Raw genomic sequence first — 23,143 nt, forward strand, 5'->3', positions numbered from 1 at the left:
GAGCCGTTGATGACGCTTCCCCTGCACCTCGCGCAGCCTTCCGCCGGCCTTTCCGCCAGCGCCCTTTCCGCCAGCGGTCTTCACGCCAGCGGTCTTCCCGACGCCGATGACGTCGTGGCCCACACCCTCCTCAACTGCCTGCTCCGCGAGGTATCGGGACCCGAGCACCAGACCGCGGTCGCGGACGGCCACCTCCTGCTGCGGCTGCCCCGCGCGGACGCGCTGCTGCGTGTCGCGCTGCGCCGCACCTCGCTCATCGGCGCCCACCGGTTCACCGGCCCCGTCGCGGAGCAACACGCGGACGGGTGGAAGGAGTTGGACTGGTACCGACTCGCCGAGTACGTGCACGACGAGCTGTCACTGCGCACCGGGGTGCGCAACGACGAGTTCCTCGACCAGATCGTCTCCAGCCACCGGGGCGTCGCCGCCGCGCTGTCGCTCCCCCGTCCGGTGCCCGGCAGCGACGACGGTCCCGGCGCCCCCGACTACCTGGAGTCCGAGCGGTCCCTGCTGTTCGGTCACCGCTTCCACCCCACCCCCAAGGCGCGCACCGGCGACCCGGCGTCGTGGGCCGCGTACGCCCCGGAGGCGGGCGCGACGTTCCCGCTGCGGCACTTCGCCGTCCGCGAGCACCTGATCGCGGAGGAGCGCAGCGAACCCGGCGCCGCCGACCCGCTGGACCGGCTGCGGCCGGTGCCCGCCGGCTACCGGCTGCTGCCCGCGCACCCGTGGCAGTACGGGCTGCTGCACGACCACCCGGCGCTGCGCGCCGCCCTGGCCTGCGGCGACATCCTCGACCTGGGCACCGGCGACGCGGCCGCGGCACCGACCGCGTCGGTCCGCACGCTGTACGACGGCGACACGTTCCTCAAGTTCAGCCTCAACATCCGGATCACCAACTGCCTGCGGAAGAACGCCGCTTACGAACTGTCCGGCGCGGTCGCGCTCACCCGCCTGCTGGCGCCGGTCCTCGCCGACCTGGCCGGGCGCTTCCCGGACAGCGCCATGCTGCGGGAGCCCGCGTACCGCAGCCTCGCGCTGCCCGGCGCCGACGGGCGCCCGGACATCGGCCTGCTGGAAGGCTTCGGCGTCATCGTCCGCGACGGCCTGGCCGCGCATCTGCGCCCCGGTGTCACCCCGCTGCTGGCGGCCGCCGTCGCCGACGAGTACCCCACCGGCTCCGCGCACATCTCGCGGCTCCTCGACGGGGCGGGCCCACAGGCCGCCCTCGACTGGTGGACGGCGTATCTGCGACTGCTGCTCCCGCCGGTGCTCGCCGCCTATTTCGACCACGGCGTCGTGCTGGAACCGCATCTGCAGAACGTGCTGATCGGGGTGGACGGCGACGGCTTCCCGGTCCAGGTGCTCTTCCGCGATCTGGAGGGCACCAAGCTCCTCCCCGAGCACCATGCCGCCACCCTCGCCGCGCTGCCCGCCGATGTCGCGGCCCCCATGACGTACGACGCGGAACGCGGCTGGGACCGCGTCATCTACTGCCTGCTCGTCAACCACGTCGCCGAACTGCTCGCGGCCCTCGCCGATCTGCACCCGCAGTCCGAGACGGCGCTGTGGGCGCGGGTGCACGGCGTGCTGCGCGAGTACGCGGACGAGCACGGCTGCCCGCCCCGGCTCAGCGCCCTGCTCGCCGGGGTCCCGCTGCCCGCCAAGGCCAACCTCCTGACGCGCTGGGAGCGCAAGGCGGACCGCGAGGCCGGCTACGTACGGCTGCCGTCTCCGCTGGCCGAGGACGTGCTGTCGGGGGCGTCGGCGCCGGGCGCGGCGGGCTGCGGAACCGGCGGCGACGACAGCGACCGGACCGAGCCCTGGAGCACCCGATGACCCCGAACCCTTCCGCCGGCCCGGCGCTGCTGACCGACGCGGTCCGCGAACGGGCCACGTACCTCGCCGCCGACGACCTGCCCGCCTACCTCGACGACCTGGCGGAGCTGCGCGCCCACGCCGCCGCCGTACGGGCCGCGCTCCCCGAGCGCGTCGAGCTCTACTACGCCGCCAAGGCCAACCCCGAGCCGGAGATCCTGACCGCGCTCGCCCCGTACGTCGACGGTTTCGAGGTCTCCTCCGGCGGCGAACTGACCCATGTCCGCAAGGCCGTCCCGGACCGCCCGCTGGCCTTCGGCGGGCCCGGCAAGACCCCGGCCGAGATCGCGGCGGCGCTGGAGCTGGGCGTGGAACGCTTCCACGTGGAGAGCGAGTACGAGCTGCGCATGCTCGGCCACCTCGCCGCGCGGCCGGCCCCCGGCCGGACCGTTCCCGTCCTGCTGCGCTTCAACCTGCCGGTGCCGGGCGCGGCGCTGGAAGGCAGTTCACTGGCGATGGGCGGCTGCCCGACCCCGTTCGGCCTCGACCCCGCACAGGCCGACAGCGCCGTCCGGCTGCTCACCGACGGCAGCCACCCCCAACTGGAGCTGCGCGGCATCCACGCCCACCTCGCCAGCGGCCTCGACGCGACGGCGCAGCTCGCCGTGGCCGCCGAGGTGGTGGCGTTCGCGGTGGGCCTGGCCGCCCGGCACGGCATCGCGCTGCCCGAGGTGAACGTCGGCGGTGGCATGACCGTGGACTACGCCGATCCCGGCGCCCGCTTCGACTGGACCGCCTACGGCGAAGGCCTCGCGCGCCTCATCGCCGCCCACCCCGGCCTGCTGCTGCGTATCGAGCCGGGCCGCGCCCTCAGCGCCTACTGCGGCTGGTACGCCACCGAGGCGCTGGACGTGAAGCCCAGCCACGGTGAGGAGTTCGCCGTGCTGCGCGGCGGCACCCACCATCTGCGCACCCCGGCGACGAAGGGCCACGACCAGCCCTGCGAGGTCCTGCCCGTCGGCCACTGGCCGCACCCCTGGCCGCGCCCCGCCGCCGGACAGGACCACGTCACCCTCACCGGCCAGCTCTGCACCCCGAAGGACGTCCTCGCCCGCCGGGTTCCGGCGCCCGGCCTGCGGGCCGGGGACCGCGTAGTGTTCGCGCTGGCCGGGGCGTACGCGTGGAACATCTCCCACCACGACTTCCTGATGCATCCCCGGCCGGGCTTCCACTTCCTGGGCAGTGCTTGAATCGGCCCATGACCGATCATGAAGTGCTCCGGGTGTTCATCGGCCCCGACGGCCGGGGCGGCAACCTCCTGGGCGTGGTGTCGGCCGGCTCCTCCGACCCGGCCGCCCGCCAGGCGATCGCCGCCGAACTCGGCTACAGCGAGACGGTGTTCATCGACGACGCGGAGCGCGGCGACGTTCGGATCTTCACCCCCAGCGTGGAACTCCCCTTCGCCGGCCACCCCCTCACCGGCACCGCCTGGCTCCTGAAGTCGTCCCTCCTGCGCCCGCCGGCCGGCGACGTCCCCGCCTGGACGGAGGGCGACTTCACCTGGATCCGCGGCCGCGCCGCCTGGGCCCCCGGCCGCCGCACCGAGCAGTACCCGACGGTCGCCGAGGTCGACGCCCTGCCCTCCCCGCCACCGGGCGAGGGCTGGCTCTACGCCTGGGCCTGGGCCGACGAAGCGGCGGGCCGCGTCCGCGCCCGCGGCTTCCCCCGCCGCGGCAACGCGATCACCGAGGACGAGGCGACCGGCGCCTCCGCGATCGTCCTCGCCGCCCAACTCGCCCGCCCCCTCGACATCCGCCAGGGCACCGCCTCCCAGATCCTGACCCGCCCGGGCCCGGACGGCACGATCGACGTGGGCGGCCGGGTGGCAGCCGTGCGCTGAAGGCGCGCGAGGGGCCGGTGATCCAGGGGTGGGCCGGACCGCGGCTGAGTAGGGTCTGCCGGATGACTCTTTCTCATGACGTGGCCGGAGACGGCCCGGCCGTGGTGCTGTTGCATTCCGGGGTGTGCGACCGGCGGATGTGGGACGCGCAGTGGACGGACCTGGTCGACGCCGGGTACCGGCCGGTGCGGTGCGACTTCCGGGGGTTCGGCCGCAGTCCCGTGCCGGACCGGCCGTACAGCAACGCCGACGACGTGCTGGACCTCCTCGACACCCTCGGCATCGAGCGGGCCGCGCTGGTGGCGTCCTCCTCCGGCGGCCGGGTCGCTCTGGAGATCGCGGCGCGCCGGCCGGAGCGGGTGAGCGCCCTGGCGCTGCTCTGTTCCGCGCTTCCCGGACATGAGGTCAGCGCCGGGCTGCGCGCGATCGGCGCGCGGGAGGACGAACTGCTGGAGGCGGGGGACGTCGCCGGGGCGGTGGAGCTGATGGTCGACACCTGGGTGGGTCCTGCGGGCGGGCCGGACGTCCGGGAGGCGGTGCGCGGGATGCAGCGGCGCGCCTTCGACGTACAGCTGGCCGCCCTCGAGGAGTTCGAGCCGATCAGGGCCGAGTTCGACCTGGCGGCGGTCACGGCGCCGTGCCTCGCCGTGTCGGGCGCCCATGACGTGACGGACTTCCGGGAGATCGCCGCCGCCCTGCCCGGCCTGCTCGCCGACGCCCGCCACGTCGAACTGCCCTGGGCGGGCCATCTGCCCAGCCTGGAACGGCCTGCCGCCGTCACCGAACTTCTCGTCGGCTTCCTGCGCGGAACGGTACCCGCTGCGGGGCGCTGACCGGCCGCGAGGCCGCACGCGTACGTGCCGTTCTTGTCCTGTCACGCACATGCCTCGTGCATCGGCGGCCCGCTCTCTAAGCTGACCGCCGGGGGATCCGGATTTCGGCCAGCGACACGAGGAGAACCGGTCACATGGGCTGGACTGCGAACGACATCCCCGACCAGACCGGACGCACCGCCGTGGTGACCGGGGCCAACAGCGGCATCGGGTACTGCGCCGCGAAGGAACTGGCGCGGCGCGGGGCGCTGGTCGTCCTGGCGTGCCGCAGCGAGGAGCGCGGGCAGGCGGCGGCGGACCGGTTGGTGGCCGAGGTCCCGGAGGCGCGGGCCGTGTTCCAACGGCTGGACCTGGGGGACCTGGGGTCGGTGCGGGCCTTCGCGGAGGAGTTCGCGGGCGACCGGCTGGATCTGCTGGTGAACAACGCGGGGGTGATGGCCCTGCCGTACACGCAGACCGCCGACGGGTTCGAGACGCAGTTCGGCGTCAACCACCTCGGTCACTTCGCCCTGACCGGCCTGCTGCTGCCGAAGCTGCTCGCGACACCCGGGGCCCGGGTCGTCAGCGTCTCCAGCGGGATGCACGCGATCGCCAACGTGGATCTCGGCGACCTGAACAGCGAGCGCCGCTACCGCCGCTGGATCGCGTACGGCCGCTCCAAGAGCGCCAATCTGCTGTTCATCCACGAGTTGGCGCGGCAGTTGGGGACGACGGGCGCGGACATCGTGGCCGCCGCCGCGCACCCCGGCTACGCCGAAACGAATCTCCAGACGGCGGGCGCCAAACTGGAGGGCCGCAGGCGCGCCGAGCGCGTCATCGGGATCGGCAACCGGATCATCGGCCAGTCGGCCGCGGCGGGCGCGCTGCCGACGCTCTACGCGGCCACCGCACCGGACGTGGCCCCCGATTCGTTCACCGGCCCCCGCCTGCAGGGCTGGCGCGGCGCGCCCAGCCGCTCCTGGCGCGCCTCCTGGACGAAGGACGACCGCGCGGGCGAGATGCTGTGGACGGCGTCCGAGCAGCTGACGGGTGTGACGTACAAGTTCTGAGGCCCGGGATCGGACGCGCCGGGGGAACGCGTACCGCTGCGCGCGGGTGCTACCCGCCGTAGAGCTCCTCCAGCACCCGCGCCACCCCGTCCTCATCGTTCGTGGCGGCCCGCAGCGGCGCCGCGGCCAGGACGTCCGGGTGCGCGTTGCTCATCGCGTAGCCGGCTCCTGCCCAGGTCAGGGTGGACAGGTCGTTCGGCATGTCGCCGAAGGAGACCACCTCGGAGGCGCCGATCCCGCGGGCCGCGCACCACAGGGCGAGCGTGCCGGCCTTGGTGACACCGGGCGAGCTGATCTCCAGCATGCCGGAGCCGCCGGAGTGCGTGACCTCGACGCCGGTGAGCGCCGCGTCGTGCGCCGCGGTCATCATCCGGTCCGCGTGGTGCCGCGACGAGTGCACGAGGAGCTTGACGATGTCCTCGTCCGACTCCCACAGCTCGGCGGCGGTCTCCACGATCACCTCCTGGAAGTCCTTCTTCCCGAAGTCCCGCTCGCTGATGAGGCGGTGGCCGGTCTCCAGGGCGAGCGTCGAGCCGGGCAGCACCGCGACGAGCGCCTCCGCCGCCTTGCGCGCGACGGGGTTCGGCATCAGCCGTGCGTCGAGGAACTGCCGGCCGGGGACGTCGTAGACGATCGCGCCGTTGCAGCAGATCGCGGTCCCCTCGTGCCCGGCGCCCTCGGCGATGCCGTCCACGTAACGCGGCGGCCGCGCCGTCACGAAGACGACCTCGGCGCCCGCGGCCGCCACCGACCGCAGCGCCCGCCGGGTCCGCTCCGAGACCGTTCCGTCGCTGCGCAGCAGCGTGCCGTCGAGGTCGGTGGCCACCAGCCGGGGAGGGGTTCGGGAGGGAGAAGCAGTCATGTTCGGATCATGGCAGATACGCCGGAAAAGGGTGGAGACGAAAGGTGGAGGCAGGGCGGCGTGGGGTGAAACGACGGGGGGCGACGAGGGAGAACGGGCTCCTGGGACCACGGGAAGGGTGCGCCCCGTACAACTTCCCATGGCCATCAGGTGTCTTGCAGTGAACACATGGCCATTTCGGCTCTGTGGCTCACGGGGCGAAGGGGACACCGATGGGACGGCACACAAGGGCGATTCTGGCCGGATTGGGACTCGCGGGGCTGCTGCTGGCGGCCGGTCCGGCGGCCGAGGCGCAGGCGGATGCCGGCCCGGTGGACGCCGACGTCCAGATGCAGTTCCTCCACCCGCAGGTGGCTCCCGGCCGGCAGTTCCACTTCTATCTCCTCACGCACCTGAAGTCGGGCACACTGAGCACGTTCCGCGGCTTGGTGCACCTGCCGGAGGGCATGACGTACGTTCCCGTGGTGGAACGTACGTGCGAGCCCACGTCGGCGAACAAGCGGGAGATCGCCTGTCGCCCTGATAGCCAGAGTCTGACCGTCCAGGTCGCGGACGATGTACCGGTCGGCACCAGGCTGACGATCACGGCGACGGCCGACATCGGCGACGCGGTCGACACGCATCCGGAGGACAACACCGCTCGACAGGAGGTGCTGGTCAAGCCGGGCGCGGACTGGAGCGTCAAGTGGACCGGCCCCACCACCCCGGTGCAGCCCGGCAGCACACCGGTGACCACACGGCTGGTCGTCACCAATCACGGCCAGGAGGCCGACCTCCCGTTCATCCTCACCAGCGGCCCGGGCGACTACCCGAGGCAGATGGAGTACTACGGGAAGTGGGACAAGACCTGCGGCATCGCCACCGAGGGAAACGGCCTGTTGTGCCGACCCACCACACCGGTGCCGCCCGGCGGAACGATCACCTACACCTTCCGCTTCAAGGTCTACCCCGCGGCACTCGGTAAGGAGCAGCGCCGGGAGGCCCGCGTCAGCTCCGAATTCCCGGCGACGGAGCCGGACATCAACGACAACACGACCACGCTGGTGGTCAAGGTCGCCGACAAGGCGGCGCAGCCGACCGGCAAGCCCACGTCCCCGGCCACCGGCGGCGCCAAGCCCACCTCGGCACCCACCACGGCGCCCGGCGACCATCTCGCGGACACCGGAGGGGCCGGCACCGGGTCCGCGCTCACCGCGGCCGGAGCAGCCGCCGCGGTCGGCGGCGGCCTCCTGCTGACCTCTCGCCGTCGGCGCCGCAGCCACTGACCCCAGGGGAAAAAGGTGGGGGCGGCGTCTCCGCACGAGACGCCGCCCCCGGTGAGGGTGGAGATGGTTCTACGGGGTCACCGGCTGTCGTTGCCGGACGGGTCCGCCGCCGCGCGGCCCGCTTCGAGGCGGGCCACCGGGATGCGGAACGGGGAGCAGGAGACGTAGTCGAGTCCGACCTCGTGGAAGAAGTGGACGGACTCGGGGTCGCCGCCGTGCTCGCCGCAGACGCCGAGCTTGAGGCCGGGGCGCGCCGCGCGGCCGGCTTCGCAGGCGGAGCGGATGAGGGCGCCGACACCGTCCCGGTCGATGGTCTCGAACGGGGAGACGCCGAAGATGCCCTTCTCCAGGTACGCGGTGAAGAACGAGGCCTCCACGTCGTCGCGGGAGAAGCCCCACACCGTCTGGGTCAGGTCGTTCGTGCCGAAGGAGAAGAACTCCGCGGCCTCGGCGATCTGGCCCGCGGTCAGCGCGGCGCGCGGCAGTTCGATCATCGTGCCGAGCGTCAGCTTGAGGTTTATGCCGGTGGCGGCCTCCACCTCGGCGATGACCTTCTCGGCCTCCTCGCGGACGATCTCCAGCTCCTGGACGGTGCCCACGAGCGGAATCATGATCTCCGGACGCGGATCGCCCTTCATGTTCTTGCGGTGCGCGGCCGCTTCGGCGATCGCCCGTACCTGCATCGAGAACAGACCGGGGATGACGAGGCCGAGCCGGACACCGCGCAGGCCGAGCATCGGGTTCTGCTCGTGGAGCTTGTGGACGGCCTGCAGCAGGCGCAGATCGTTCTCGTTGGCGTCCTTGCGGGACTCCGCGAGCGCCACCCGCACCGACAGCTCGGTGATGTCGGGCAGGAACTCGTGCAGCGGCGGGTCGAGGAGGCGCACCGTCACCGGCAGGCCGTCCATCGCCTCGAAGAGCTCGATGAAGTCGGCCTTCTGCAGCGGCAGCAAGGCACCCAGTGCCTCGTCGCGCTCGCTGTCGGTGTCGGCGAGGATCAGCCGCTCGACCAGCTCGCGCCGCTCGCCGAGGAACATGTGCTCGGTACGGCACAGGCCGATGCCCTGGGCGCCGAAGCGCCGCGCGCGGTTGGCGTCCTCGGCGTTGTCGGCGTTGGCCCGTACCCGCAGCCGGCGGACCCGGTCGGCGTAGGCCATGATCCGGTGCACGGCCTGGACGAGTTCGTCGGCGTCGTCGGCGCCCGCGTGCATCCGGCCCTCGAAGTACTCGACGACCGGGGACGGGACGACCGGCACCTCACCGAGGTAGACCTTGCCGGAGGAGCCGTCGATGGAGACGACGTCGCCCTCCTCGATGACGATCCCGCCCGGCGCGGTCATCCGGCGCCGCTTGGTGTCGACCTCCAGCTCCTCGGCGCCGCACACACAGGTCTTGCCCATGCCGCGGGCGACGACGGCGGCGTGCGAGGTCTTGCCGCCGCGTGAGGTCAGGATCCCCTCGGCGGCGATCATGCCGTTGAGGTCGTCCGGGTTGGTCTCGCGGCGGATCAGGATGACCTTCTCGCCGGACCGCGACCACTTGACGGCGGTGTACGAGTCGAAGACGGCCTTGCCGACGGCCGCGCCGGGCGAGGCGGCGATGCCCCAGCCGAGCCGCGTGACCTTCGAGTCCTCCTCGAAGCGCGGGAACATCAGCTGCGCGAGCTGCGCTCCGTTGACCCGCTGCAGCGCCTCGGCCTCGTCGATCAGGCCCTGGTCGACGAGCTGGGTGGCGATCCGGAAGGCGGCCGCCGCCGTGCGCTTGCCGACGCGGGTCTGCAGCATCCACAGATGGCCGCGCTCGATGGTGAACTCGATGTCGCACAGGTCCTTGTAGTGCGTTTCGAGCGTCGTCATGATCTGCATGAGCTGGTCGTACGACGCCTTGTCGAGGCCTTCGAGATCGGCGAGCGGCACGGTGTTGCGGATACCCGCGACGACGTCCTCGCCCTGCGCGTTCTGCAGGTAGTCACCGTAGACGCCCTGGTGGCCGGTGGCCGGGTCACGGGTGAAGGCGACGCCGGTGCCCGAGTCGGGGCCGAGGTTGCCGAAGACCATGGAGCAGATGTTGACGGCCGTGCCGAGGTCGCCGGGGATGCGCTCCTGGCGGCGGTAGAGCTTGGCGCGGTCGGTGTTCCACGAGTCGAAGACCGCGCGCACGGCGAGGTCCATCTGCTCACGCGGCTCCTGCGGGAACTCGCGGCCCGTCTCCTTGAGCACGATGCCCTTGAACTCCTCCACGAGCTGCTGGAGGTCGGCCGCGTCGAGCCCGAGGTCGCTCTCGGCGCCCTTGGCGCGCTTGATCTCCTCGAGGGCCTCCTCGAAGAGCTCGCCGTCCACGCCCATGACGGTCTTGCCGAACATCTGCAGCAGCCGGCGGTAGGAGTCCCACGCGAAGCGCTCGTCCCCGGCCTGGGCGGCGAGCCCGGCCACCGAGGCGTCGGACATGCCGATGTTCAGGACGGTGTCCATCATGCCGGGCATGGAGAACTTGGCCCCGGACCGCACGGACACCAGCAGCGGGTTGTCCGGCTGCCCGAGCTTCTTGCCCATCTTCTGCTCGAGGGCGTCGAGGTGCGCACTCACCTCGTCGCGGAGCTCCGCCGGTTCGTGGCCGGAGTCCAGGTAGACCTTGCACGCCTCGGTCGTGATGACGAAGCCCGGAGGGACGGGCAGACCGAGGTTGGTCATCTCGGCGAGGTTCGCACCTTTTCCGCCGAGCAGGTCCTTGAGTTCCTTGTTGCCCTCAGTGAAGTCGTAGACGAACTTCTGCGATACCTGTTCCGACACGGGACTCGACTCCTCGTGAGGTCCCCCCGGACAGGGTCTGGGGGAGGGATGCCCTGACGGCGGGGAGCGTACCCATTCCCAAGGCTTTGCAGCACGTCCATCACCACATCAGACGGCCGTAACCACCCGTCTGCCACTAGATCGAAAGTAACGCGCCCCGGTGATCCACACCGGATTCCGTTCACTTGTCGAATCGACGACCGCGCAGCGTGGTGCGATCACCCATCAGAGATCACCCTGCGTGAGAAATCGTTGATCAAGTGGAGAAGCCGGGATGGCACTGAGTGCCATCCTTTGGAGAGATGCAGTCATGCATCCGCGCTCATTTGAGCGCAACCCCCATCAAACGTGGCGTGAATCACGCGGTCCCGGAGGCCCCGCTGGACGCCCCATCTCACCTTTCGGACGTCCGAGGACGGCGAGGACGTCCGGCGAGGACGTCAGCCGCCCGACGTGTCCAGTTCGGCTTCCGGGCTGACGGCGGCGCAGTCGTACGGGTCGTTCAGCCAGCCGTCCGGGAGGACGACGCGGTTGTTGCCCGCGGTGCGGCCGCGCGGGCCCTCGGCGCTCTCGGGCCAGGGCTGGTCGAGGTCCACGGCGGCCAGGTGCTCGTCCAGCTCGGCGAGGGAGGAAGAGACGGCGAGGCTGCGGCGCAGCTGGGAGCCGACCGAGAAGCCCTTGGTGTACCAGGCGACGTGCTTGCGGAAGTCGATCACTCCGCGCTCCTCGTCGCCGATCCACTCGCCGAGCAGCTCGGCGTGCCGCCGCATGACGACGGCGACCTCCTTGAAGGTCGGCCGGGCCTGGGCGTCCCCGCCCTCCATGGCGCTGACCAGGTCGCCGAAGATCCAGGGGCGGCCGAGGCAGCCGCGGCCGACCACGACGCCGTCGGCGCCGGTCTCGCGCATCATGCGCAGCGCGTCGTCGGCGCGCCAGATGTCGCCGTTGCCGAGCACCGGGATCTCCGGGACGTGCTCCTTGAGGCGGGCGATGGCGTCCCAGTCGGCGGTGCCGCCGTAGTGCTGTGCGGCGGTGCGGCCGTGCAGGGCGACCGCGGTGACGCCCTCCTCGACCGCGATCCGGCCCGCGTCGAGGTACGTCAGGTGGTCGTCGTCGATGCCCTTGCGCATCTTGATGGTGACCGGCAGGTCGCCCGCGTTGCCGACCGCCTCGCGCAGGATGGAGCGCAGCAGGTTCCGCTTGTACGGGAGGGCCGAGCCGCCGCCCTTGCGGGTCACCTTGGGGACCGGGCAGCCGAAGTTGAGGTCGATGTGGTCGGCCAGGCCCTCGTCCGCGATCATGCGGACGGCCTTGCCGACGGTCACCGGGTCGACGCCGTAGAGCTGGATGGAGCGCGGCTTCTCGGTCGCGTCGAAGCGGATCAGCCGCAGCGTCTTGGAGTCCCGCTCGACGAGGGCGCGGGTGGTGATCATCTCGCTGACGAACAACCCCTTGCCGCCGGAGAACTCACGGCACAGCGTGCGGAAGGGCGCGTTGGTGATGCCGGCCATGGGGGCGAGCACCACGGGCGGCGACACCGTGTGCGGGCCGATCTGAAGTGGCATGGTGGCGTCAGCGGTCATGGCCCCATTGTCGCGTACGCCGGACGGGGATTTCGATGTACCGTTCACGTATATGTGTGCCCTTGGCCACGAGGGCGGAGAACGGCCGATCCCAGGAGGCCCAAGTGCCGGAACTGAGCCCCCGGCGCCGCATGCTCGTGCTGGCGATCTGCTGCATGAGCCTGCTCATGGTCAGCCTCGACAACACCATCCTCAATGTGGCGCTGCCCTCCCTGCAGAAGGAACTGCACGCCTCGGTCTCCGGTCTGCAGTGGACGATCGACGCGTACACGCTGGTGCTGGCCTCGCTGCTGATGCTGGCCGGCTCGACGGCCGACCGGATCGGCCGCCGCCGGGTCTTCCAGACCGGTCTGGTGCTCTTCACCGCGGGCTCGGTGCTCTGCAGCCTGGCGCCCAGCCTCAACTGGCTGGTCGTCTTCCGGATGGTGCAGGCGGTCGGCGGCTCGATGCTCAACCCCGTCGCGATGTCGATCATCACCAACACCTTCACCGACCCCCGGGAGCGCGCCCGCGCGATCGGGGTGTGGGGCGGCGTCGTCGGCGTCAGCATGGCGGCGGGCCCGGTGCTCGGCGGACTGCTCGTGCAGACCGTCGGCTGGCGTTCCATCTTCTGGATCAACCTCCCGGTCGGACTGCTCGCGCTGGCCCTGACCGCCCGCTACGTGCCCGAGTCGCGCGCCCCCAAGCCGCGCCGGGTGGACCCGGTCGGCCAGCTGTTCGTCATCGCCCTGCTCGGCTCCCTGACGTACGCGATCATCGAGGCGCCGGACGCGGGCTGGACGTCGGCGCTGATCCTCGGCTGCCTGGCGGTCGCCATCGGCTCGCTCGCCGGGCTGCTCAGCTACGAGCGGCGCCGCGTGGACCCGCTGATCGAGCTCGGCTTCTTCCGTAGCGCGCCCTTCAGCGGCGCGACGGTCATAGCGGTGAGCGCGTTCGCGGCGCTCGGCGGCTTCCTCTTCCTCAACACCCTGTACCTGCAGAACACCCGCGGTCTCTCCGCCCTCGACGCCGGGCTCTACATGCTGCCGATGGCCGTCATGTGCCTGGTCTTCGCCCCGCTGTCCGGGCGGCTGGTCGGCAACCGGGGGCCACGGCTGTCGCTGGTGCTCGCGGGTACGGCGATGACGATCAGCGGTGTGATGTTCGCGGCCCTGGACGCCGAGTCCTCCAACACACTGCTGTTCACCTCGTACGTCCTCTTCGGCATCGGGTTCGGTCTGGTCAACGCGCCGATCACCAACACCGCCGTGTCCGGGATGCCGCGCTCGCAGGCCGGGGTGGCCGCCGCCGTCGCCTCCACCAGCCGCCAGGTCGGGCAGTCGCTCGGGGTCGCCGTGATCGGCGCCGCCATCGCCGCCGGGCTGCACACCACCGCCTGGTGGATCATCGCGGGCTGCGGCGCCGTCGTCCTGCTCCTCGGCACGCTGACCACCGGCCGCTGGGCCGCCGGGACCGCGGAACGGGCCGCGGCGCGGTTCCGGGAACCGGCGCCCCTGACCGTCGGGACCGAAGCGGTCACGAACTCCTGACTACGACCGGCCCGCCGACGCGAGAACGGGCCGCGCGTCACTCGCGGCAGGGCCGCACAGCTCGTACAGCCGCTGCAGCCGGGTACGCGTCACCTCGTCCGCCGGGGTGTACGTCACGAGCCGCGGCCCGGAGCGCGGGCCGAGCCACAGATGGGTGAAGTCGAAGGTGAGCAGCCCGACCTGCGGGTTCAGATAGCGCTTGGAGCGGTTGTCCGGCTGGAGCACCTCATGGCGGTCCCACGCCTCGCAGAACTCCGGTGACGCCTGCTGGAGGCGCTTGAGGAGCGACTTCCAGGCCGGCTCCGCCAGGTGCTCGGCCATCGCCGACCGGAATTTGGCGGCCATCAGCCGGATCACCTCTTCCCGGTCGATCAGCGCCTCGCGCCAGGCCGGGTCGGTGAAGGCGAGCCACATGATGTTGCGGTCCTCGAAGGGCCGCGCGTCCAGATCGTCGACCAGCCGCCCGTAGGTGCGGTTGTACGCGATCACGTCGTGCCGGCTGTTGGCGACGAAGGCGGGCAGCGGTTCCAGCTGCTCCAGCATCAGACGGATCTGGTCCGACATGCCGGGGCAGTCCGCGAAGGGGCTGGGGTCGGCGACCCCGGCGAGGGTGAACAGGTGCACGCGCTCGTTCGGATCGAGCATCAGGGCGCGGGCGATCGCGTCCGCGACCTGCGCGGACACCTGGATGTCCCGGGCCTGCTCCAGCCACGTGTACCAGGTGACGCCGACCGCGGCGAGCCCCGCGACCTCCTCGCGGCGCAGCCCGGGCGTGCGGCGCCGCCGCCCCGCCGGCAGTCCGACCTGCTCGGGAGCGATGCGCTCGCGGCGGCTGCGCAGGAACGAGGCGAGCTCGCGCCGCTTGATGTCGGCGTCCGACTCGTGCTGCGCGGGGGGCGTCGTCGTAGGCATGCTTCCAGCATGCCGGATCGCGGAGCCAGTTGCGTGGTGGTTCTTATACCTGGATAAACGCTCTCTGGTACCACCCTGAAAACCGGCGCATGGTTGCTCACGTGACCCCAATGGAACGTACTCCCGTCCTCCCCTCCCGCGCCCTGGTCCTGCCCCGGGTGACGCGCATCGGCACTCCCCCGGCCACCACGGGCCCCGCCGCTCCGGCCGGTCCTGTACTGACCGCACTCGGCCTGTTCACCGTGCTGCTCGGCGCGGCCCTGCCACTGATCGACTTCTTCATCGTCAACGTCGCGCTGCCGACCATCGACCGCGACCTCGCCGCCGGACCGGCCCTGCTGGAGCTGGTGGTGGCCGGCTACGGCACCGCGTACGCCGTGCTCCTGGTGCTCGGCGGGCGGCTCGGCGACATGTTCGGCCGCCGCCGGCTCTTCCTCGCCGGGATGGCCGCCTTCGGCCTGACCTCGCTGGCCTGCGGCCTCGCGCCGGACGCCTGGACGCTGGTCGGCGCCCGGGTGGCGCAGGGCGCCGCGGCCGCGCTGATGCTCCCCCAGGTGCTCGCCACCATCCAGTCCTCCACCGCAGGACCGCGGCGCGCCCGCGCGCTCAGCCTGTACGGCGCCACGGCCGGCCTGTCGATGGTCGCCGGGCAGATCCTCGGCGGCGTCCTGGTGGCCGCCGACATCGCGGGCACCGGATGGCGCGCGGTGTTCCTGGTGAACGTGCCGGTCGCCCTGATCGGCCTGGTCCTGGCGGCCCGCACCATCCCCGAGACCCGCTCCGAGCGCCCCACCCCGATCGACGTCCCGGGCACCGTCCTGCTGGCCGTCTCCCTGGTGACGCTGCTGGCGCCGCTGACCGAGGGCCGCGCCTCCGGCTGGCCGCTGTGGACCTGGATCTCGCTCGCCGCCTTCCCGTTCGCGGCCTACGCCTTCTACGCGGTCGAGCGCCGCGCGGACCGGCAGGGCCGCACCCCGCTGGTGCCGCCGAGCCTCTTCCAACTGCCCGGCATCCGGCGCGGACTGCCGCTCGTCGTCCCGTTCTCCATCGGCTTCGGCGGCTTCATGCTGGTGATGGCGGTGGCCCTGCAGCAGGGCCTGGCCTTCGGCCCGGTCGCGGCCGGCATGGCGATGGCGCCGCTCGCCGTCACGTTCTTCGCCGCCTCCCTGATGGGCCCGCGCCTGGTCGCGCGGTACGGCAGCCGGGTGGTCACGGTCGGCGGCCTGATCCAGGCACTCGGCCTCCTCCTCCTGGTCGCCGCGGCCCTGCACGACTGGCGGCACCTGAACGGCCTCTCCCTCGCCCCGGGCATGGCGGTGGCCGGCTTCGGCCAGGGCCTGCAGCTCCCGGTGCTCTTCCGCATCGTCCTCGCGGAGGTGCCCGCCGAGCGCGCGGGCGTCGGCAGCGGCGTCATGGTCACCACCCAGCAGTCCGCCCTCGCCCTCGGCGTGGCGACGCTCGGCACCCTCTTCCTCGCCCTGATCCCGTCGGCCGGCATGCGGAACGCCCTGGTCATCACCCTGCTCGTGCAGCTCGGCGCGATCGCCCTGACGATCCTGCTCAGCCTGCGACTCCCGCGCCATGTCTCCTAAACTGAATGACAAATATTGAAATCTGTCACTCCATATGCCATGCTTCAGTCACCCCCTCGTCCAAGGAGCACCCCGTGCTGAAGCGCACCCTCGGAACCACCGGCCCCTCCGTCTCCGCCCTCGGCCTCGGCGCCATGGGCATGTCGGCCCTCTACGGCGTCAGTGACGACGCCGAGTCGACCGCCACCATCCACGCCGCACTCGACGCCGGCGTCACCCTCATCGACACCGGTGACTTCTACGGCATGGGCCACAACGAACTCCTCATCCGTGACGCCCTGCGCAGCAGCTCCCAGGGCCGCGACCAGGCCGTCATCAGCGTCAAGTTCGGCGCGCTGCGCGACATCGACGGCGGCTGGTCCGGCTACGACGGCCGGCCCGCCGCCGTGAAGAACTTCCTCGCCTACTCGCTCAACCGCCTCGGCACCGACCACATCGACATCTACCGGATCGCCCGCGTCGACCCCGACGTACCGATCGAGGAGACCGTCGGCGCCATCGCCGACCAGGTCCAGGCAGGCCACGTCCGCCACATCGGCCTCTCCGAGGTCGGCGCGGACGCCCTGCGCCGGGCCGCGGCCACCGCTCCGATCTCGGACCTGCAGATCGAGTACTCGCTCTTCTCCCGCGGCATCGAGGCCGACATCCTGCCGACCGCCCGCGAACTGGGCATCGGCGTCACGGCCTACGGCGTCCTCTCCCGAGGACTGCTCAGCGGCCACTGGACCCGCGAGCGCTCCGCCCGGAGCAGCGCCACCGGCGACTTCCGCGGCATGAGCCCGCGCTTCTCCGGCGACAACCTGGACCGCAACCTCGACCTCGTCGAGGCGCTCCGCAAGATCGCCGGGGCCAAGGGCGTCACCGTCGCGCAGGCCGCGATCGGCTGGGTGCTGGCGCAGGGCCCCGACATCGTCCCCCTCGTCGGCGCGCGCCGCCGCGACCGCCTCACCGAGGCGCTCGGCGCCCTCGACGTCACCTTCGACGCGGCCGACCTCGCGGCCATCGAGGCCGCGGTCCCTGCGGGAGCGGCAGCGGGCGCGCGCTACCCGCAGGCACAGATGGCCCACCTCGACAGCGAGAAGTAGCCCTCCCGCCTCCGGCGGTGGTGCGGTGACCTCGGCGCCAGCAGCGCCGTTGCGCCTGCGGCGGGCATCCCCACCCTCCCCCAACCTTCGGCCGGGGGTGCCCCCACCACCGCCGTCACGAATCCACGCCACAGACACCACCCGCACCCCCGCAAGTACGTCGGCCCCTGCCACACCATTGCGCCTGCGGCGGACTTCGGGCGCCGGGCCGGACGGACCTGTTGTGACGTGAGGGGGACGGGGCCGCAGGGGGAGGGGTCCGAAATGCTGCCGTGTATTTGTGAGCCGCCAGGCTCGTAAATATACGATTTCGGACCCCTCCCCCGGAGGGCCCGGTCCCCGCACCCCCCACACTGGGGACGTAGCACCCCGTACCGAAAGGCCCCCCATGCCGCCCCCGCCCCGGACGCTCACCACCGACCGCATCCTCGAAGCCACCGAGGACGTGCTCCGCCGCTACGGCCCCGCCAAGGCCACCGTCGTGGACGTCGCGCGGGCCCTGGGCGTCAGTCACGGGACCGTCTACCGGCACTTCGCCAGCAAGGCCGCCCTCCGCGAGGCCGTCACCCAGCGCTGGCTGGACCAGTCGCACGCCACGCTCGCCGCCATCACCACCGCCCCGCACCCCGCGCCCGAACGGCTGCGCCAGTGGCTGACGGAGCTGTTCGCGGCGAAGCGCCGCAAGGCCGGCGGCGACCCGGAGCTGTTCGCGACGTACCTGGCACTCGCGAGCGAGGCCAGCGCCGTGGTCGCCCAGCACGTCGAGGACCTCGTGGGCCAACTCTCAACCATCGTCAGCGGCGGCCTCGCACGCGGCGAATTCTTCCTCCCCGAGTCCACCGACCCCTCCACCATCGCCCGCGCCATCTGGGACGCCACCGGCCGCTTCCACGACCCGGTGTACGCGGCCGAGTGGTCGCAGCCCGGCATCGATACCGCCTTCGACGCGGTCTGCGACCTCCTGCTGACCGGACTCCGCCCTCAGGACGCTCCCGGAACCTCCGGTACCCCACCCACATAGTCGACATCCACCGACCCCGACCCCGCCGTCGCGTCGATGATCCGCGGCGACGTGCTCTCCTCCAGCCCCGCCGCATACTCCCGCGACCCGCTCCCGCTGCGCCCGACCACCTGGTAGTGGGAACCCGGCGGGACGCCGATCGTCACGGCGCCCGAGCCCACCTTCGCCGTCACCTTGTCCGGGGCCGAGGTGAACGCCAGGTCCAGCGAACCGGAGTTCGCCCCCACGTCCGCCGTCCGGGAGGAGAGCCCGGTGCCCTCGAGCGCGCCCGATCCGGTGCGGGCCCAGATGGTGCCGCCGACGTCGGTCAGGGTCGTGGACCCTGAGGTGCTCGTCAGGTCCAGGCGGCCGGTGGTGCCGCGCACGTCCGTGGATCCCGAGGTGCCCACGACCTGGATCTCGATCTCCGGCGGGACGTCGAACTCCAGCTTCACCGAGCAGTCCAGGCCGGTCAGCGACCACCAGCCGGGGCACTCCGCCTGCACCTTCAGCACGCTGCCGTCCCACACCTTCCTGACCTGCGGCTTCGTCGTCGACCAGATCAGCGTCTGGCGGACCCGCACCTGACCGGCAGGACCGGGCCGCACCGTCACCGACGCGTTGCCCGCGTCCACCTGCAACCGCTGGACCCGCCCTCCCCCGGGCGGGACCTCGAGCGACTCCGTCGGTCCGGGCCGGTGCCCGCCGAAGTACGCCCAGGTCTCCACGGCCATCGGCGACACGATGAACAGCGCGCTGATCACCGCGACCACCAACCAAGCCGCACGATGCTTGCGGGGCTTCCGGGGATTCGAAGGGCTCCCCTCCGGGACCGTCACGCCCCCTCCAGGAACCGCAGCACAGCAAGCACCCGCCGGTGATCCCCGTCCGCCACCGGCAGATCGAGTTTCGCGAAGATGTTGTTGATGTGCTTGGCGACCGCGCTCTCGCTGACCACCAGTTGCTCGGCGATGCCCGCGTTGGAGCGCCCCTCCGCCATCAGCGAGAGCACTTCGCGCTCGCGCGGCGTCAGCCGCTCCAGCGGGTCGGAGTTGCGGCGCAGCAGAAGCTGCGCGACGACCTGCGGGTCGAGCGCGGTGCCGCCGTTCGCGACGCGGCGCAGCGCGTCGATGAACTCCTCGACGTCCGCGACCCGTTGCTTGAGCAGGTAGCCGATACCGCCGCCGTGGGACGACAGCAGGTCGGCCGCGTACCGCTCCTCGACGAACTGGGAGAGCAGCAGGACCGCGGTGTCCGGCCACTGCCGGCGGATCATCAGGGCGGCCCGTACGCCCTCGTCGGTGAAGCCGGGCGGCATCCTGACGTCCACCAGTGCCAGTTGCGGCCGGTGCTCGTCGACGGCCGTCAGCAGGGCCTCGGCGTCGCCCACTTCGGCGGCGACCTCGAAGCCCGCGGTCTCCAGGACCTTGACCAGTCCGATGCGCAACAGGATCGAGTCCTCGGCGATTACAGCCCGCACGGCAACTCCACAGTGATGATGGTCGGGCCCCCGGCGGGGCTGCTGATTCCGATGGATCCGTCGACGGAGCCGACGCGCTGCGCGAGCCCGGCCAGGCCGGTACCGCCCGCCACGTCCGCGCCGCCGATCCCGTCGTCGGTGACGGTCACCCGCAGCACGTCCCCGCGGCACCGCACCTCGACGTCCACCCGCTCCGCGCGGGCGTGCTTGGCGACGTTCGCGAGCGCCTCGGAGACCACGAAGTACGCGACGGCCTCCACGGTGGGCGACGCCCGCCGCTCCATGTCCACCTTCAGATGGACGGGCAGCGGCGCCCGCGCGGCGACACCCGACAGTGCCGCGTCCAGGCCCCGGTCGTCCAGGACGGCCGGATGCAGCCCGCGCACCAGGTTGCTGAGTTCCTCGATGGCTTCCTTCGCCTCGCGGTGCGCCTCGTCGATCACCCGGCGCGCCTCGGGCGGCAGGTCCTTGAGGGTGGCGCGGGCCAGGCCGAGGTTCATCGCGAGGGAGACCAGCCGCTGCTGCGCGCCGTCGTGCAGATCGCGTTCGATCCGGCGGCGTTCGGCGTCCGCGGCGTCCACCACTCCCGCCCGGCTCTCGGCGAGGTCCTCGACGCGGCGCCGCAGTTCCCCGGCCCGGTTGGGCCCCAGCAGCGCGGCGGCGGCCGAGGTGTCGAGCCGGGTGACGGCGGCGGCCAGGAAGGGCGCCACGAGCAGCAGGACGACCCCGGCGGCGGTGACGAGCGTGTACCGCTCGGTCCAGCCGGGCAGCCGGTCCTCGGCCGGCAGCGCCCACACCCAGGAGAAGACCAGCGCGCCGAAGATCCCCGCGACCCAGGAGCAGACGACGAGCACCGCTCCGGCCGCCGCCAGCGGGGCGGCCAGCAGGTGGTAGCCCAACTGCCGCCAGGTCGCCTCCGAGCGCAGCCACCGCCAGGCGCCGCGCGGGGTGTACCAGGGGCTCGCCCGCGGCACCCGGGGGACGGTCAGCCCCAGCAGCGACCAGAACCGGCTGCGCTGCAGCATCGTCAGCGGGCCGCACACCAGGGGCAGCGCGGGCAGCAGGATCACCGACCGCCAGTCCGTCACGAGGTCGAAGATCAGCAGCGCGCTCACCCCGGCCAGCGGCACGCCCGCCGTGACGAACGCCGTGTTCCGCCATGCCCAGGCCGACCACGGGGCGTATGCGGCGGCCTGCTGGAGTGCACGCCGCAGCGGCCCTGTTGATGCCATGAGCTCACCGTAGAGCCCCAGGTGGGGCGGTGTGCATCCCGTAGGGGTCCGCTCTCGGGGTATGGCCAGCACCACCACAGGTCGGTCCCGGGCGTTACTGACCTGCGCGGGTCCGGCGACGAGGCTGGTTCCCGTACCCGACCGCCGGGTCCGGAAGGAGTTCACCACCATGTCCGTCCTGGAGATGCCGGCCACCCGGATCCGTCCGACCGCCACCGTGCACGGCGGCACCGGCGCCGAGATCATCGAGTTGTACGCCGTCCCGGAGCCGGAGCCGCGCCGCCCCAGACCGCTCGGCTACGTCCTGATCGCGCTCGGACTGGCCCTGGTCCCCTGGCTGTTCATCCTCGCGACCTCGCTGCCGGACACCGCGCAGGCGTCCCACTGGTCGACCGCCTGGGTGGGCCTGGACGCCCTGGAGGCCGTCGGCCTCATCGGCACCGGCCTGCTCCTGCGCCGCCGCGACCACCGCCGCGGTCTCGCGGCGGCCGCCACCGCGATGCTGCTGGTCGTCGACGCCTGGTTCGACGTCACGACGGCCGCCCCTGGAGCAGATATCGCATCCGCGCTCCTGATGGCGGCCTGCCTCGAACTGCCGCTGGCCGCGCTGTGCGCGGCACTGGCCGTACGGGCGTCCGCACGCACGAACTCCCCCAGCTGACGCTGGGGCTCAGTTCATGCGTCCGCACACGCAAACGCAAACGCCGGCGGGGCTGGAATTTCCAGCCCCGCCGGCGTTTGCGGCGAACCTTGTGCAACCCGCCCTAGCAGCCGAGCAGTCGGCCACCCAGGTACGACTGGATCTGGTCCAGCGACACGCGCTCCTGCTTCATGGTGTCGCGCTCGCGCACCGTCACCGCGTTGTCGTCGAGGGTGTCGAAGTCGACGGTGACGCAGAACGGCGTACCGATCTCGTCCTGACGACGGTAGCGGCGGCCGATGGCACCCGCGTCGTCGAACTCGATGTTCCAGTTCTTCCGCAGGTCGGTCGCCAGGCCCTTGGCCTTCGGCGAGAGCTGCGGGTTGCGGGACAGCGGCAGGACGGCGACCTTGACCGGCGCCAGGCGCGGGTCGAGGCGCATGACCGTGCGCTTCTCCATGACGCCCTTGGCGTTGGGCGCCTCGTCCTCGTTGTACGCGTCGAGCATGAAGGCGAGCATGGCGCGGTTCACGCCCGCCGCCGGCTCGATGACGTACGGGAACCAGCGCTCGCCGGCCTCCTGGTCGAAGTACGAGAGGTCCTGGCCGGAGGCCTCGGAGTGCGCCTTGAGGTCGAAGTCGGTGCGGTTGGCCACACCCTCCAGCTCGGAGAACTCGTTGCCGCCGAAGTTGAAGCGGTACTCGATGTCAGTGGTGCGCTTCGAGTAGTGGGACAGCTTCTCCTTGGCGTGCTCGAACCAGCGCATGTTGTCCGGGTTGAGGCCCAGGCCGGTGTACCAGTTCCAGCGCTGCTCCATCCAGTACTCGTGCCACTGCTCGTCCTCGCCCGGCTTGACGAAGAACTCCATCTCCATCTGCTCGAACTCACGGGTCCTGAAGATGAAGTTGCCGGGCGTGATCTCGTTGCGGAAGCTCTTGCCGGTCTGGGCGATACCGAACGGCGGCTTCTTGCGCGAGGTCGTCTGCACCTGGGCGAAGTTGGTGAAGATGCCCTGGGCGGTCTCCGGCCGCAGGTACGCGACGGAGCCCGCGTCCTGGGTCGGGCCGAGGTGCGTCTGCAGCATGCCGGAGAACTGCTTGGGCTCCGTGAAGGCGCCCTTGTTGCCGCAGTTCGGGCAGTTGATGTCGGCGAGACCGTTGGCCGGCGGACGGCCGTGCTTGGACTCGTACGCCTCCTCCAGGTGGTCCGCGCGGTAGCGCTTGTGACAGGAGGTGCACTCGGTCAGCGGGTCCGAGAACGTCGCGACGTGGCCGGACGCCTCCCAGACCTCGCGCGCCAGGATGACCGACGAGTCGAGTCCGACAACGTCGTCGCGCGAGGTGACCATGGAGCGCCACCACTGGCGCTTGATGTTCTCCTTGAGCTCGACGCCGAGCGGCCCGTAGTCCCAGGCGGCCCGCGAGCCGCCGTAGATCTCACTGCACGGGAATACGAAGCCTCGGCGCTTGCTCAGGCTGACGATGGTGTCGATCTTGTCGGCGGCCACGGTGCTCTCTTCAGTACGACGAAGCGGTCAGTTGCCCCAGGTTACCGGCGGGCCCTGTCCCCATATC

At 71.8% G+C, this 23,143-nt stretch carries 19 protein-coding genes; 11 read left to right on the forward strand and 8 right to left on the reverse strand.

From position 1 onward, the window contains the following. Positions 1–9: 9 nt before the first annotated feature. From O3W51_RS08380 to O3W51_RS08400, 5 genes are all read left to right on the forward strand, one after another. Positions 10–1,839, forward strand: coding sequence for an IucA/IucC family protein (locus O3W51_RS08380; protein WP_269284979.1), 1,830 nt, complete (start codon positions 10–12; stop codon positions 1,837–1,839). Then, positions 1,836–3,068: a type III PLP-dependent enzyme gene (locus O3W51_RS08385; protein WP_269284981.1), complete on the forward strand. Its 1,233-nt coding sequence runs from the start codon at positions 1,836–1,838 to the stop codon at positions 3,066–3,068. Before O3W51_RS08380 ends, O3W51_RS08385 begins: the two co-directional genes overlap by 4 nt. An 8-nt stretch (positions 3,069–3,076) precedes the next feature. After that, on the forward strand, positions 3,077–3,718 hold the full coding sequence (locus tag O3W51_RS08390; RefSeq protein WP_269284983.1) for a PhzF family phenazine biosynthesis protein: 642 nt from the start codon (positions 3,077–3,079) through the stop codon (positions 3,716–3,718). 62 nt (positions 3,719–3,780) lie between these two features. Next, positions 3,781–4,551: an alpha/beta fold hydrolase gene (locus O3W51_RS08395; RefSeq protein WP_138353220.1), complete on the forward strand. Its 771-nt coding sequence runs from the start codon at positions 3,781–3,783 to the stop codon at positions 4,549–4,551. 134 nt (positions 4,552–4,685) lie between these two features. Beyond that, complete coding sequence (locus O3W51_RS08400) at positions 4,686–5,600, forward strand: oxidoreductase (RefSeq protein ID WP_138353219.1); 915 nt, start codon at positions 4,686–4,688, stop codon at positions 5,598–5,600. Between the two features lie 49 nt (positions 5,601–5,649). Here the strand turns inward: O3W51_RS08400 and O3W51_RS08405 are convergent, their stop codons facing one another. Then, the gene (locus O3W51_RS08405; RefSeq protein ID WP_187144872.1) at positions 5,650–6,462 is read right to left on the reverse strand and encodes an HAD family hydrolase; all 813 of its coding nucleotides are present in this window, start codon (positions 6,460–6,462) and stop codon (positions 5,650–5,652) included. Positions 6,463–6,674: 212 nt separating this feature from the next. Here O3W51_RS08405 and O3W51_RS08410 point away from each other — a divergent pair, with 212 nt between their 5' ends. After that, positions 6,675–7,727, forward strand: a complete 1,053-nt coding sequence (locus O3W51_RS08410) for an LPXTG cell wall anchor domain-containing protein (protein WP_138353218.1) — start codon at positions 6,675–6,677, stop codon at positions 7,725–7,727. A gap of 77 nt (positions 7,728–7,804) precedes the next feature. Here O3W51_RS08410 and ppdK read toward each other — a convergent pair whose 3' ends face one another. Beyond that, positions 7,805–10,516, reverse strand: a complete 2,712-nt coding sequence (ppdK, locus tag O3W51_RS08415; RefSeq protein WP_138353217.1) for a pyruvate, phosphate dikinase — start codon at positions 10,514–10,516, stop codon at positions 7,805–7,807. 440 nt (positions 10,517–10,956) lie between these two features. Then, positions 10,957–12,099 (reverse strand): tRNA dihydrouridine synthase DusB, encoded by a 1,143-nt coding sequence (dusB, locus tag O3W51_RS08420; protein ID WP_198357396.1) that lies wholly within the window; start codon positions 12,097–12,099, stop codon positions 10,957–10,959. Between the two features lie 104 nt (positions 12,100–12,203). Between dusB and O3W51_RS08425 the strand changes: the two genes are divergently transcribed. Then, positions 12,204–13,628, forward strand: coding sequence for an MFS transporter (locus O3W51_RS08425; protein WP_138353215.1), 1,425 nt, complete (start codon positions 12,204–12,206; stop codon positions 13,626–13,628). On the opposite strand, the gene O3W51_RS08430 is transcribed toward O3W51_RS08425, so the two are convergent. After that, positions 13,629–14,540 (reverse strand): helix-turn-helix transcriptional regulator, encoded by a 912-nt coding sequence (locus tag O3W51_RS08430; RefSeq protein WP_138353214.1) that lies wholly within the window; start codon positions 14,538–14,540, stop codon positions 13,629–13,631. A 110-nt stretch (positions 14,541–14,650) separates the two neighbouring features. On the opposite strand from O3W51_RS08430, the gene O3W51_RS08435 reads away from it, so the two are divergent. The 3 genes from O3W51_RS08435 (at position 14,651) to O3W51_RS08445 (ending at position 18,238) form a co-directional block, all read left to right on the forward strand. Continuing rightward, a complete protein-coding gene (locus O3W51_RS08435) occupies positions 14,651–16,132 on the forward strand; it encodes an MFS transporter (RefSeq protein WP_244809821.1) in 1,482 nt (493 codons plus the stop codon). A gap of 74 nt (positions 16,133–16,206) precedes the next feature. After that, positions 16,207–17,217 (forward strand): aldo/keto reductase, encoded by a 1,011-nt coding sequence (locus O3W51_RS08440; RefSeq protein WP_138353212.1) that lies wholly within the window; start codon positions 16,207–16,209, stop codon positions 17,215–17,217. Positions 17,218–17,605: 388 nt separating this feature from the next. Continuing rightward, on the forward strand, positions 17,606–18,238 hold the full coding sequence (locus O3W51_RS08445) for a TetR family transcriptional regulator (RefSeq protein ID WP_138353211.1): 633 nt from the start codon (positions 17,606–17,608) through the stop codon (positions 18,236–18,238). Here the strand turns inward: O3W51_RS08445 and O3W51_RS08450 are convergent. From O3W51_RS08450 to O3W51_RS08460, 3 genes are all read right to left on the reverse strand, one after another. Then, on the reverse strand, positions 18,199–18,981 hold the full coding sequence (locus tag O3W51_RS08450; RefSeq protein WP_138353210.1) for a DUF4097 family beta strand repeat-containing protein: 783 nt from the start codon (positions 18,979–18,981) through the stop codon (positions 18,199–18,201). The two genes, O3W51_RS08445 and O3W51_RS08450, sit on opposite strands and share 40 nt — an antisense overlap. Before the next feature lie 71 nt (positions 18,982–19,052). After that, positions 19,053–19,697: a LuxR C-terminal-related transcriptional regulator gene (locus O3W51_RS08455; RefSeq protein ID WP_138353209.1), complete on the reverse strand. Its 645-nt coding sequence runs from the start codon at positions 19,695–19,697 to the stop codon at positions 19,053–19,055. Further along, positions 19,685–20,929, reverse strand: a complete 1,245-nt coding sequence (locus O3W51_RS08460; RefSeq protein WP_138353208.1) for a sensor histidine kinase — start codon at positions 20,927–20,929, stop codon at positions 19,685–19,687. The genes O3W51_RS08455 and O3W51_RS08460 overlap by 13 nt, the downstream gene beginning before the upstream one ends. Positions 20,930–21,098: 169 nt before the next feature. On the opposite strand from O3W51_RS08460, the gene O3W51_RS08465 reads away from it, so the two are divergent. Further along, on the forward strand, positions 21,099–21,590 hold the full coding sequence (locus O3W51_RS08465; RefSeq protein WP_138353207.1) for a hypothetical protein: 492 nt from the start codon (positions 21,099–21,101) through the stop codon (positions 21,588–21,590). 103 nt (positions 21,591–21,693) lie between these two features. Here the strand turns inward: O3W51_RS08465 and O3W51_RS08470 are convergent, their stop codons facing one another. Continuing rightward, positions 21,694–23,076, reverse strand: a complete 1,383-nt coding sequence (locus O3W51_RS08470; RefSeq protein WP_138353206.1) for a glycine--tRNA ligase — start codon at positions 23,074–23,076, stop codon at positions 21,694–21,696. Positions 23,077–23,143: the final 67 nt, after the last annotated feature.

It is taken from the genome of Streptomyces sp. H39-C1 (assembly GCF_027158125.1).
GTDB lineage: Bacteria > Actinomycetota > Actinomycetes > Streptomycetales > Streptomycetaceae > Actinacidiphila > Actinacidiphila fildesensis.

Excerpts from the sequence above, each read along its gene's own strand:
- O3W51_RS08380 (WP_269284979.1), top strand. The coding sequence starts at position 10 with ATGACGCTTCCCCTGCACCTCGCGCAGCCTTCCGCCGGCCTTTCCGCC.
- O3W51_RS08385 (WP_269284981.1), top strand. The coding sequence starts at position 1,836 with ATGACCCCGAACCCTTCCGCCGGCCCGGCGCTGCTGACCGACGCGGTC.
- O3W51_RS08390 (WP_269284983.1), top strand. The coding sequence starts at position 3,077 with ATGACCGATCATGAAGTGCTCCGGGTGTTCATCGGCCCCGACGGCCGG.
- O3W51_RS08395 (WP_138353220.1), top strand. The coding sequence starts at position 3,781 with ATGACTCTTTCTCATGACGTGGCCGGAGACGGCCCGGCCGTGGTGCTG.
- O3W51_RS08400 (WP_138353219.1), top strand. The coding sequence starts at position 4,686 with ATGGGCTGGACTGCGAACGACATCCCCGACCAGACCGGACGCACCGCC.
- O3W51_RS08405 (WP_187144872.1), bottom strand. The coding sequence starts at position 6,462 with ATGACTGCTTCTCCCTCCCGAACCCCTCCCCGGCTGGTGGCCACCGAC.
- O3W51_RS08410 (WP_138353218.1), top strand. The coding sequence starts at position 6,675 with ATGGGACGGCACACAAGGGCGATTCTGGCCGGATTGGGACTCGCGGGG.
- dusB (WP_198357396.1), bottom strand. The coding sequence starts at position 12,099 with ATGACCGCTGACGCCACCATGCCACTTCAGATCGGCCCGCACACGGTG.
- O3W51_RS08430 (WP_138353214.1), bottom strand. The coding sequence starts at position 14,540 with ATGCCTACGACGACGCCCCCCGCGCAGCACGAGTCGGACGCCGACATC.
- O3W51_RS08435 (WP_244809821.1), top strand. The coding sequence starts at position 14,651 with ATGGAACGTACTCCCGTCCTCCCCTCCCGCGCCCTGGTCCTGCCCCGG.
- O3W51_RS08445 (WP_138353211.1), top strand. The coding sequence starts at position 17,606 with ATGCCGCCCCCGCCCCGGACGCTCACCACCGACCGCATCCTCGAAGCC.
- O3W51_RS08460 (WP_138353208.1), bottom strand. The coding sequence starts at position 20,929 with ATGGCATCAACAGGGCCGCTGCGGCGTGCACTCCAGCAGGCCGCCGCA.
- O3W51_RS08465 (WP_138353207.1), top strand. The coding sequence starts at position 21,099 with ATGTCCGTCCTGGAGATGCCGGCCACCCGGATCCGTCCGACCGCCACC.